Source organism: uncultured Slackia sp. (assembly GCF_959608125.1).
Lineage (GTDB): Bacteria > Actinomycetota > Coriobacteriia > Coriobacteriales > Eggerthellaceae > Slackia.
On sequence record NZ_CAUHPG010000023.1, the window covers coordinates 24125 to 35794 of the forward strand.

An 11670-nucleotide genomic window follows, 5' to 3' on the forward strand; every position below is an offset into this window, starting at 1 on the left:
AAAATGAAGAATCCTAATCGTTTGAAGTCCCTTCTCGCCATCGTGGCGAGCGTGGCCGTGCTGTCGTTCGTCGTGGCGGGATGCTCTCCGAGCGGCGGCGCCGAATCGTCCGCTTCGTCATCCGACCTGGAGAAACAGTTCCCTCAGCATACCGCCAGCGTCGAGGCGGGCGAGGGCGAAGCGGGCTTTCATGCTCAGTTGGGCCAGGATTGCGCGAGCTGTCATACGGGCGATCTGAGTGCTGAAGTGGCGACTCTTGCCGGCGCCGAATCCGGCGAAGAGCCCGCGCTTTCTTCCGCGTACTACATGGATAGTCAGACCTGCTTGGATTGCCACGGTGGTACGTGGGAAGAGCTCGCCAAGCTGACGGACGATTTGGGCGATTACAACCCGCATGACTCCCTTCACGGCACGATCGAGAATTGCAACGAGTGCCATAAGGGCCATGCTGCCCAGGTCGATCTTTGCAGTGAATGTCACGACAACGGAGGCCAGACGATGAAGGGCCTGGTCAACGGACCTGTCAACTAACAACAATGCCGATATGCGACTCGTCCCCTCCCTTTGAGTCGCTGAGCGAGAGGCCGGACGGTTTATCCGTCCGGCCTTTTCGGGTCGTGGGACGAATGGAATGCCGTTGTCACGGGTCGGGCTTTTTGCCTGACGATATGCTTCGGCGTCGATGCCGCGGCTTCTTGCGTTGCGAGTCGGGGATGACATGCCGCCGAACGACGCTGTCGGCGCTTTCAGGAGCCGAAAGGCTGATTTCGCCTCGCTCCTATACGGGAGTGCGCTTTATATAATAGAGGCGAAACAGGAGGGGGACATAATGGCCGACATGCTTTCTCGCGTCGAGACGGGACGCGTTTTCGGGGATGCCGACGCCGATGCCGACGGCGCAGAGGCATCGCCTGCGCTGCATCCGCTTCGTTTTCTCGGCATGGGCCTGCTTATTGCCTGGCTATGCTGTACGCATGTGCCCGATATTTTCTGCGGAGAATCGGCTGTTGTTCGTCGCGTCATGGATGCGGGCATGCGTTATGGAGACATAGGCACGTTTCTTGTGCTTGCTCTTCTGGCGCCGCGAATCGGCGCGCTTGGGTCGCGTTTGAAGCTGTCGGGTGTTTTGGTGGCCTTGTCGTGCGTGGGCACGGTCGCTATCGGCATTGGATTGGCGCAAACTGACATGTTCGGAATCTTGACCCTGGTTTCCATCATAACGGCCATTGGCGGTGCTGTTCTGTTCTGCCTTTGGGCCGAAGTGTACGCCCAGATGCATCCGAGCCAAATGGTCGTTTACGGTGCGGGATCGTGCGTCGCCGCGTTCCTCGTCTACGCTCTCATATCAACCATGATTCACCTTTATGGAGTGATTTTCACGGCCTTGTTGCCGCTCGGTTCGTTTGCGTGTGTGGTTGCAAGCTTCAAGCTTGTTCCTCGGGAGCCGGCCCGTCGCACGGAGGCGCGCTATGCCATTCCGTGGAAGATCGTTGTTATCATGACCGTTGCGGGATTTGCGTCGGGTGTTGCCGGGGCGATGCTGCTTTCCGTCGAATCACAAGGGGCGGTCCACAGGATTTTAGCGACGATGGTGGTGGGCGGCATTATTCTTGCTTTGGCCTTGCTTCGTTCCCGTGCATTCGACCTGCGTCTTCTTGCGCATGTATGCGTGCCGTTGTCGGTTGCTGCCTTCCTGCTGCTTCCTGCCGCATGGTCGAGCGTCGGTGTCGCCGTTTCGTTTCTTATTAAGCTGGCGTATGTATGGTTTACGGTGTTCGCGCTTATGCTGCTTGCCAACCTCTGCTTTCGTTACGAAATTCCGACGCTACGCCCCTTTGCCGTCGCGCGGGCATGTAGCGAAGCGGCGATTTTCGCAGGAATAACGCTGCGGAGGTTTTTACAGGATATCGGGTTCACGCAAAGTCCGACCTTATTGGCCGTTTGCACGTTTGTCGGATTGCTGGGTATTTTCGTTTGCGTGCTTCTGTGGCGAAGCGAGAGGGCCGTCAATGCCGACTGGGGTGCGGCCGGCATAGAAATCGAAAGCGGCGAGCGCATCGTCAGCCCCCGCGAGCGCCTAATCGTGCGCTGCGAGCAGCTTGCCCAAGAATATGGACTCACGCCGCGCGAGACCGAAGTGCTCGCCCTGATCGCGCAGCGTAAAACCCGGGCCGAAATGGAGCAAGAGCTGTTCTTGTCGCAGAACACGGTGAAGACCCATGTGCGCCATGTGTACGCGAAGCTCGGCGTCCACTCGAAGGCCGATGTCTACGAACTGGTCGAGTGATGCGTTTCTTCAGCGGAGGCGTGCTTATAGAAAGGGCGGCCTTCAGTTCGTTGTCTGTGAACTGCGGGGCCGCCCTTTATCGTTTCGAAATTACAGCAGGCTTACGTTTTCGCCGTTCATGGCGCGGTTCATCGTACGGACCGAGCACATAGCGCCGCACATGGTGCAGGTGCTGGGGTCGGCGGGCTTGGTGGACGCCACGTAGGCCTCGGCCTTTTCGCGATCGATCGCCTCGTCGAACATGGCGGGCCAGTCGAGACGCTGACGCGCCGCAGCCATGCGGTCGTCCCAGTCGCGCGCGCCGGGAATGCCCTTGGCGATGTCGGCGGCATGTGCGGCGATGCGGCTGGCGATCACGCCTTCCTTCACGTCTTCGACGCTCGGTAGGCGCAGGTGTTCGGCGGGTGTGACGTAGCACAGGAAGTCGGCTCCGTTCGCGGCAGCGATCGCCCCGCCGATGGCGGAGGTTATGTGGTCGTAGCCGGGGGCGATGTCGGTCACCAGAGGCCCGAGCACATAGAAAGGCGCGTTGTGGCATAGGCGTTTTTCAATCTGCATGTTGGCGGCGATCTCGTTCATCGCCATGTGGCCGGGGCCTTCGATCATCACCTGCACGTCGCGCTCCCATGCGCGTGTCGTCAGCAGGCCCAGTTCGATAAGCTCGCCGACCTGGCCCGCGTCGGTGGCGTCGGCAAGGCAGCCCGGGCGCAGCGCGTCGCCGAGAGAGATGGTGACGTCGTATTCGCGCAGGATGTCGAGCAGCTCGTCGTAGTGCTCGAAGAACGGGTTCTCATTGCCGGTCATTTCCATCCAGGCATAGATCAGGCTGCCGCCGCGGCTGACGATGTTCATCTTGCGGCCGCTGCGCTTGAAACTGTCGATGGCCTTGCGGTTGAGGCCTGCATGGATGGTGACGAAGTCGACGCCCTCTTCGGCATGGGCGCGCACCACTTCCATGAAGTCTTCGGCGGTGATGTGTGCGAGGTCTTTTTCCAGATATCCTACGGCGTCGTACATGGGAACGGTGCCGATCATCGCGGGGGACTTCTCGACGAGCGCGCGGCGGAAGTCGTGCGTCTTGCCGTAGTTGGACAGGTCCATGATGGCTTCGGCGCCGAACTTGAGCGCCATGTCGACCTTCTTCATTTCGCAGTCGTAATCGCGCATGTCGCCTGAGATGCCCAGGTTGACGTTGATCTTGGTACGCAGGCCTTCGCCTACGCCGCTCGCATGCAGGTTGCGATGATTGCGGTTCGCGGGGATGGCCACGGTTCCTGCGGCCACGCGTGCGCGCAGGACCTCGACGTCGATGCCCTCGTCTTCCGCGACGGTTTTCATCTCGGGCGTGACGATGCCGGCCTTTGCGGCCTCCATTTGAGTCGAATAGGTCATGCCTTGCTCCTATCGTAGGGCGCCGATGCGCCGTGGGTGCGAATAATCGCCAAGTATAGCGGTGCGATTTGGCGCCGTTGCGAATCCGCGCTTTTTATCGGTCAAAAACCGAAAGAGCGTATGGCGGCATGTCGTCGGGCGATCGCTTTGTTGCTTGGAGCGACGGGTTCTGTATCGTCGCGGCCGGCTGCTCTTCCCGCAATGGCATGGAGCCGCCCGGCGGCGTGGTAAAAGAGCCGTTTGAACTGGGACGATGTTGCGCTGCGGCAGTGCTTGTCTTTGCGTTACACTGACAACCATGACGCAAGAGCGTATCTGTGCCACGTAGGGGAAATCCCAGAAAGGGACGGTGGTTTATCATGGCAGCTCCCGAGACTTTGCATGTCCGCAACATCGTGTTGGTCGGACAGGATGGTGCGGGCAAGACGTCATTGGCTGAGGCGATGCTCTACATTTCCGGCCAGACTCCGCGCATGGGCACCACGCATGATGGAAAATCGTTCATGGACTACGATGCCGAAGAAATCAAGCGCAAATTCACGATGAGCACTTCGATCGCTCCTATCCCTTATAAAGACTACAAAATCAATTTGCTCGACACGTCGGGCCACCCTGATTTCATCGGCGACACGCTTGCTACCATGCAGGCCGCCGAAATGGCCATGTTCGTCATCGACGCTGTGGCGGGCCCGCAGGTCATGACCGACAAGCTGTGGCGCGAAGCCGAAGGCATGCGTCTGTCGCGATCGGTCTTCATCAACCATATCGACCGTGAAAACGCCAATTTCGACGTGATCATGGCGGCGTTGCACGCGCGTTTCGGCAGCCGCTTGGGCGCCGTCACCATTCCTATCGGCGTCGACAAAGATTTCAAGGGCGTTATCGACGTGCTCCGCATGAAGGCTCGCTACTTCGAAGGCGATGCCGAGCGTATCGAGGAAATCCCTGCCGAGTACGCTGCGGCGGCGGAAGCGGCGCGCGAGAAGCTGTGCGACCTTGTGGCCGAGGCCGACGAAGACCTCATGATGAAATATCTCGATGGCGACGAGCAGCTCACCCAGGAAGAGCTCGAGTCCCTGCTCGACAAGGCCATCGCCCAGGAGCTGTTCATTCCCGTGTTCGTCGGTTCCACTATCATCAAGCAGGGCATCCAGGGCTTGATGGAAGATATCTGCACCTACTTCCCGCACCCGACGGCCCACGGTGCGTTCCGCCTGGCCGACGGCGGCGAGATTCGCGTGACCAAGGGCGATCAGCAGGCCGCAGGCTTCGTGTTCAAGACGCTGTCCGACCCCTATGTGGGCCGCCTGAGCTTCATCAAGGTGTTCTCCGGCACGTTCGCGCCGGGCGTCGAGCTGGTCAACGCCCGCACGCGCAAGAAGGAGCGCCTGGGCCATGTGTGCATCATGAAGGGCAAGGAGACCATCGATGTGAAGGGCGCCATGGCGGGCGATATCATCGTGGTTCCCAAGCTCGCCGACACGCGTACGGGCGACACGCTTTCGCATACGGGCGATATCGCCATCGACCCCTTGCCGCTGCCCGTTCCGCAATACCCCGTGGCTATTGAGGCTGCTAACAAGAAAGAAGAAGACAAGCTGGGCACGTTCCTCGCCCGCGTGGCCGAAAACGACCCCACGGTTAAGATCGAGCGTCGCGAGGAAACTCATCAGACGGTGATTACCGCCATGGGCGAGGCCCAGGTCGAAACCATCCTGCATCGCCTGCAGGACCAGGCGGGCGTCGAAGCCGTGCTGGTTCCCGTGCGCATTCCGTATCGCGAGACCATCCGCGCGACCGCCGAGGCCCAGGGTCGTCATAAGAAGCAGACGGGCGGCGCCGGCCAGTTCGGCGATTGTTGGCTGCGTCTCGAGCCCAATCCCGGCGCTGGATATGAATTCGTCGATGCCATCAAGGGCGGCGTCATTCCAGGCGGCTTGATTCCTGCGGTCGACAAGGGCGTGCAGGAAGCCATGACGGAGGGCTTCCTGGCCGGATACCCCATGGTCGACATCAAATGCACCGTCTACGACGGCTCGTATCATTCGGTCGACTCCAACGAGATGGCGTTCAAGACCGCTGCACGTATCGGCTTCCGTGCCGCATGCGAGCAGGCCAAGCCCGTGCTGCTCGAGCCTATGGCCGATATGAGCATCGCGGTGGGCGAGGAGTACGCAGGCGCCGTGATGGGCGACATCTCCACGCGTCGCGGCCGCATCATCGGCACCGATTCCAACGACGCGGGCGAGACCATCATTTTGGTGCGCGTGCCGTATGCCGAGGTGGTTACTTATACCAAGGACTTGCGCTCCATTTCGCGTGGCAGCGGCAGCTACTCCATCGAGCTCAATGGCTACGAGCAGGCTCCGCATGACGTGCAGGAACGCTTGGTCAAGGCCTATCAGGAGAAGCGCGCTGCAGGTAACTGAATTATCTCGCGGCTAACCGACCATGTGGCGAAACGAGGATGAAGGTCGATACGTCGCTTCGTTTCAATCATCGATGCTTTGCGTTTTTTTCGAAGGCGCCCGTCGTGGAGACGGGCGCCTTCGTCGTTGCCGGTTCCTCATGGTTACCGTCAGGTAACTAAGGCACAATATTGTGCCTACTTTTGCATCGTGCATTCGAACAGTAGCCTTGGTCTCGTAAGGCAATTTCGATAGGAGGACACGATGCAAACGTACGGTATCGAAACGGTCGATTTGGAAAAAGGACAGGTGGCTCTGTATGATTTCGGCGGTCTTAGGCTGCATGCTTATGCGACGAACGACCCTCTCGACGATGAAGTGTTCATCGTCGAGAACGACGGGAGGGGATTCGTGATCGAGCCTCCGTGTTTCGTCGATAATATTTCTGAACTCGAGGGCTACATCGCTTCGGTCGGCATCGAAGTCGAGGGTATTGTAGCGGCGTATCACATGGCGGGCGCGTCGTTTTCGAAGGGCGCTTCCGTGTACGGAACGGTTGAATCGAACGCCTACGGGCATTCGGGCGGCGGTCGCGCCCTCATTGACGGTTTCGTCCAGGCGTTCGGGGATGCGTTCGATGGGTCGGTTTTCACGCTGACCGACGTAATCGACGGAGACGCGCTTACGCTGGCGGGCGTCGAGATGAGAATCGTGCGCAATGGCGATGCTTTCGATATCGAAATCCCGGCGATGAATGCGGTTTATATTCATATGATGGGCCACGACTGCCATTCTATCGTGGCGGGCGACGGCCATGCCGACGCTTTGATCGGCCAGCTTGAAGAATTCGAACGCCGTGGATTCGATTTGATTTTGACGTCGCATTACACGCCCGAAGAACAGAAAGATATTCGTCAGAAGAAGGCGTATCTTCTGGATTTGAAGCGCTTGGCCGCCGAAAGCGATTCTGCGGATTCGTTCAAGCAGAGCGTCTTGCTTCGTTATCCTGACTATAGCGGTCTGAACTACCTCGATATGACCACGGGATTTTTCTTCCCGCAGAACTAGGACCTTACGCAAAAAGGGAGGGCGATGTGCGGTCGCCCTCCCTTTTTGTTTTATTTCGATTGTCGGTGCAAGTGCAGCCTAGCGCTTGCCGCCCTTTCCGGCATAGCCGCTGCGTCCGCCCCGGCCGGGGCGGAATTCGCTCTTGCCGCGTCCGCCGCCGTTGCCCTTGCGGCCTTTGTCGAACGAACCCTTGCCGCTCTTGCCGTACGAGCCGTTCTTCGAGCCGTAACCGCTTTTGTTGCTGCGCTGGTAGCCGTCGCGGTCGCCGCGGTTTTTGTCGTAGCCGCCCTTGCCGTTGTGCTTTTTGCCGGGCTTGCCGCCGCGACCGTCGGAGTACTGCTTGTCGCTGTACTTCTTGCCGCGACCGTTGCGGTCGTAGCCTTCGTCGTTGCGACGCTCGTCGGAGCGGTCGTAGCGCTTGCCGTCGCGGTCGTAAGAACGGCCGTTGCCCTTCTTGTCGCTGCGGCCTCCCTTTTTGTCGTGCTTGTCGAAGCCGCCGCGCTTCTTGTCGGCCTTCTTCGGGGCGTCGGGGATGTTCGGCATGTCGAACATGGCGTTGAAGGCCTCTTCGGCGGCTGCCTGGCGCTCGGCGAGCGTCGGTTTCTTCGGGCCCTTGGGATGCTCGCGCTTGACGGGCACGTACTCTTCGCCGCGAGCTTCGGCGGCCTTCCTGCGCTTATGGTCTTCGCTGCGCTCGATGTCGCGCTGGCGAGGCTTCTTGTTCTTGTTGCCCTTGCCTTTCTTGCCGTTGCGTTCGCGCTCCTTGCGCGCGGCTTTTTCGGCGGCCTCGGCCTCGGCTTTCGCGATCATGCGGGGGTCGGAGTCGGGCAGGGGCTCGAAAGCGTCCTTCGGAACCTTGAACTGCATGACTTCGATGTCGGTGCCGATGAACTTCTGCACGCTGCGCAGCAGGTTTTTGGTGTCGGGAGTGACGAACGACACGGCGAATCCGCCCGCGCCCGCACGGCCGGTGCGGCCGATGCGGTGCACGTAGTCTTCGGGCATGATGGGCAGGTCGTAGTTGACGACGTAGTCGACCTCGGGCACGTCGATGCCGCGGGCCAAGACGTCGGTCGCAACGATTACGTTTACGCGGCCGTTGCGGAAAGCGTCGAGCGCACGGCTGCGCTGCGCCTGGCTACGGTCGGCGTGGATCGCCTCGGTGGGAATGCCGATACGCTGCAGGCGACGGGTGCAGTTGTCCGCGCATCCCTTGGTCTTGGTGAAGACGATGACGCGCGAACCGCCTTTTTCTTTAATAAGGGCGTTCAGAAGCTCGGGTTTCTGACGGCGCGTGGTGTTGATGGCGTACTGGTCAACCTTGTCGGCGGTCTCGCCGCGCTGGGCGATTTCGACGATTTCGGGGTTGTTGAGTACCGAGAACATGGTCTGGTCCTGGTTGCGGTCGATCGTTGCCGAGAACAGCAGCGTCTGACGCGTGTCGGGCGTCGCCTTTACAAGCTGCTCGACCTGGGGCCAAAAGCCCATGTCGAGCAAACGGTCGGCCTCGTCGAGCACGAGAACCTTCGCTTCGCTCAGGTTCAGCGCGCCGCGCTCCATGAGGTCGATCAGGCGTCCGGGCGTGCCGATCGCCACGTCCAGGCCGCGTTCGAGCTTCTTGATCTGTCGGTCGTATGCGACGCCGCCCAGGAAGACGCCCACGAAGTGGTGGGTGTGCTTGCCGATGGGCATGCAGGTGTCGGCGATCTGGCTCGCCAGCTCGCGGGTCGGGGAGATGACCAGCATGAAGGGACCGCGTTCGCTTCCCTTGCGGTGGGGAAGGGTGTCCATGGAAGGCAGAGAGAACGCGGCGGTCTTGCCGGTGCCGGTCTTGGCGGCGGCGATTACGTCGCGGCCTTCGAGGGCCAGCGGAATGGCGCGTTCCTGAACAGGGGTGGGATCGGTGTATCCCAGGGCCTCGACGGCGGCGAGGGCGTTCTCGGACAGTCCGAGTTCGGCGAAGGTAGCTATGACAGTCTCCTTAAGTCGTGCTTCGAGCGACAAGCATGGCGGCGCGCGTATCGGGACGTGCGCGCAGCGGCGCTCCGTTTGCACGGATGCTTCGTGAGGAGATTTCTGCAGAACGGATTTCAAGCGCGGCAGAGGCGCTCGAGCGATTCCGAAGGGCGAATCTCGCAATGAGGCGACGTCTCGAACGGAGCCTCGGACGAAATTCGCGCGTGCGATTCGTTGCACGCAAAGGCCGTCAAGGCTCATGGCGCAGCTGATGGTAATCGAAAAAGCTGCGAATAATGACGAATTAACAATTATGACGGTTCACGATCGCCTTGCGTTGAGAATATGGATTTGGAACGAAAGCACACGTTTTGCACACGATTGCAGGCGAAAAAACGGGCCCCTCCATACGGAAGGGCCCGCTGAACGCGTATGCACGGACGCTTTAGAAGCGCAGGCTCAGGCAGGAAAGGCCGCCGTCGACCTTGCGATACTCGGAGGTGTCGACGACGAGGGTCTTGTAGCCCAGGTCCTGAACGGCCTTGAGGACGGTGGGATAACCCTCGGCCACGATAACGGTGCCGTTGACCCAGATGCAGTTAGCGCCGTAGGCCTCTTCCTCGGGGACGACGATCTTGTTGTACTGGGCGAAGTCTTCCTTTTCGATGAACTCGCCGGAGACAAGCATGTTGTTGTCTTCGATGTAGTTCACGCCGGTCTTGAGGTGCAGGACCTCCTCCAGCGGAACCTCGGAGCCCTCGAGGCCCCAGCCTTCGAGGATTTCGAAGAACTGACGGATGCCCTCTTCATTGGTACGGGCGGAACGGCCGACATAGAAGTGGTCGCCGACCATCATGACGTCGCCGCCGTCGAGGGTGCCGGGGGCGACGATGTGCTTCACATGCTCGTCGTCGAAGAAGCGGCGGACGACGGGCTCGATTTCGTTTTTCTCGCCGTTGCGGGAGTCGGCGCCCGGGTTGGTGATGATGGCGCCGCAGCGGGTGATGACTGCAGGGTCTTCGACGAAGCAGCTGTCGGGGTACTCTTCAAGCGCGGGGAGCACGGTCACATCGACGCCGCACAGCTCGAGCGCATGCTCGTAATCGTAGTGCTCTTCGATAGCACGCTCATAGATAGGCTGGCCGAGCTCGGGCGCGCTGGTGATGCCGTTGCTCAGCGACTTGCCGGGGCGGCGGATGATGACGTGGCTGAATTTGGTCATGATGAGATTCCTCTCTTCTTGCTTGGACCCCTGTGATGGGGTTCCCCTTAGCGACCCATTGTAATACGACGAGCGAGCTAAAGGGGACGGTAGACGGCGTGCTTTTCCATATGTCATGAAAGCGTAGGAGAAAAGATATGCGACAGATGTCTAAATTGCATGAAACGGTGAAAAGATGCAAAACGGATAGCAATTGGGAAGAGGGATGTCCACGCCCGGAGGCGTGGTATTGATAACGTAAAGCCTCGGGTTCCGCCGGCCATTCGGAACTGTTTTATTTCGAAAAAATTTTGAGAGCTTGAACAAAAATGACATATGTAAAAATCCCAGGTCAAACATGTATGATGCAGTTTAATGAATAAAAATGCGCTTATTAATCTATTACAAGCTATCAATTTTGGTGATATGATTCCACTCGTGAACACGGCAGTGGTCGAAAGAGTTGGCGCCGACGAATTCGACCCGACTGTCGCACTTAATCCCCCGTTGCATATTGGTAAGAATATGCAACGGATAGTGGGAGATGGGGCATCTCCCAGAAAGGATGAAGAGCAATGGCTAAAATCGTTAACTCCTGGAATGACTGGGATCCGCTGAAGCGCGTCATCGTCGGCCGCTGCGACAACTCCGTCATTCCTCCCGAGGAGCCCGCGACCTCCGAGAAGGTCCCCGTTGACTCCGAGATGCGCGGCATGTGGGGCCTCCGTCCCCTCGCCACCGTCGAGCGCGGCAACGAGTGCCTCGAGAACCTCGTGAAGGCCGTCGAGGACCGCGGCGTCGTCGTCGACCGTCCCACCCCGCTGCAGTGGAACCAGGCCATCGGCACCCCGGACTTCCGCAACGACTCCATGATGACCTGCATGCCTCCGCGTGACATCCTGCTCACCATCGGCAACGAGATCATGGCTTCCGCGAACTCCTTCCGCTGCCGCTACTTCGAGTATCTCGCCTACTGGCCGCTCATGAAGCAGTACTTCGACGAGGATCCCGAGTTCCTCTGGACCCAGGCGCCCCGTCCCCGTCTGACCGATGCTTCCTACAAGCACAACTACTACGACGAGAAGATTACCCTCGAGGAGCGCCTCGTCCGCACCGCCAACAAGGACTTCGTCACCACCGAAGTCGAGCCCATGTGGGACGCCGCCGACGTCATGCGTATGGGTAAGGACCTGTTCATCCAGCATGGTCTGACCACCAACCGCACCGCCATGGAATGGTTCCAGCGCTACTATCCCGAGCTGCGCGTCCATGCCATGAACTTCCCCGGCGACCCCTACCCGATCCACATCGACGCCACCTTCGTGCCGCTGCGTCCGGGCCTGATCATCAACAACCCG

The 11670-nt window shown here is 59.7% G+C and carries 8 protein-coding genes; 5 read left to right on the top strand and 3 right to left on the bottom strand.

The window, feature by feature from the left end; all coding sequences use genetic code 11:
• The first annotated feature begins 3 nt into the window (after nt 1–3).
• Both Q6E04_RS07585 and Q6E04_RS07590 read left to right on the top strand, forming a co-directional pair.
• A complete protein-coding gene (locus Q6E04_RS07585) occupies nt 4–531 on the top strand; it encodes a cytochrome c3 family protein (protein ID WP_303250177.1) in 528 nt (175 codons plus the stop codon).
• 298 nt (nt 532–829) lie between these two features.
• Nucleotides 830–2287 (top strand): helix-turn-helix transcriptional regulator, encoded by a 1458-nt coding sequence (locus Q6E04_RS07590; protein WP_303250178.1) that lies wholly within the window; start codon nt 830–832, stop codon nt 2285–2287.
• 90 nt (nt 2288–2377) lie between these two features.
• On the opposite strand, the gene thiC is transcribed toward Q6E04_RS07590, so the two are convergent.
• Nucleotides 2378–3679, bottom strand: coding sequence for a phosphomethylpyrimidine synthase ThiC (thiC, locus tag Q6E04_RS07595; RefSeq protein ID WP_303250179.1), 1302 nt, complete (start codon nt 3677–3679; stop codon nt 2378–2380).
• Nucleotides 3680–4038: 359 nt separating this feature from the next.
• Between thiC and fusA the strand changes: the two genes are divergently transcribed.
• Entirely contained in the window at nt 4039–6108 is a 2070-nt protein-coding gene (gene fusA / locus Q6E04_RS07600) for an elongation factor G (RefSeq protein WP_303250180.1), read from the top strand.
• A gap of 243 nt (nt 6109–6351) precedes the next feature.
• Nucleotides 6352–7155: a hypothetical protein gene (locus Q6E04_RS07605; RefSeq protein WP_303250181.1), complete on the top strand. Its 804-nt coding sequence runs from the start codon at nt 6352–6354 to the stop codon at nt 7153–7155.
• A gap of 78 nt (nt 7156–7233) precedes the next feature.
• On the opposite strand, the gene Q6E04_RS07610 is transcribed toward Q6E04_RS07605, so the two are convergent.
• Nucleotides 7234–9159: a DEAD/DEAH box helicase gene (locus Q6E04_RS07610; RefSeq protein ID WP_303250182.1), complete on the bottom strand. Its 1926-nt coding sequence runs from the start codon at nt 9157–9159 to the stop codon at nt 7234–7236.
• Nucleotides 9160–9556: 397 nt separating this feature from the next.
• Nucleotides 9557–10333, bottom strand: coding sequence for a dimethylarginine dimethylaminohydrolase family protein (locus Q6E04_RS07615; protein WP_303250183.1), 777 nt, complete (start codon nt 10331–10333; stop codon nt 9557–9559).
• A gap of 554 nt (nt 10334–10887) precedes the next feature.
• Between Q6E04_RS07615 and Q6E04_RS07620 the strand changes: the two genes are divergently transcribed.
• Nucleotides 10888–11670, top strand: a 783-nt coding sequence (locus Q6E04_RS07620; protein WP_303250184.1) for a serine/threonine protein kinase, incomplete at its 3' end; no start/stop codon positions are given.

Excerpts from the sequence above, each read along its gene's own strand:
- Q6E04_RS07590 (WP_303250178.1), top strand. The coding sequence starts at position 830 with ATGGCCGACATGCTTTCTCGCGTCGAGACGGGACGCGTTTTCGGGGAT.
- Q6E04_RS07605 (WP_303250181.1), top strand. The coding sequence starts at position 6,352 with ATGCAAACGTACGGTATCGAAACGGTCGATTTGGAAAAAGGACAGGTG.
- Q6E04_RS07585 (WP_303250177.1), top strand. The coding sequence starts at position 4 with ATGAAGAATCCTAATCGTTTGAAGTCCCTTCTCGCCATCGTGGCGAGC.
- fusA (WP_303250180.1), top strand. The coding sequence starts at position 4,039 with ATGGCAGCTCCCGAGACTTTGCATGTCCGCAACATCGTGTTGGTCGGA.
- Q6E04_RS07615 (WP_303250183.1), bottom strand. The coding sequence starts at position 10,333 with ATGACCAAATTCAGCCACGTCATCATCCGCCGCCCCGGCAAGTCGCTG.
- thiC (WP_303250179.1), bottom strand. The coding sequence starts at position 3,679 with ATGACCTATTCGACTCAAATGGAGGCCGCAAAGGCCGGCATCGTCACG.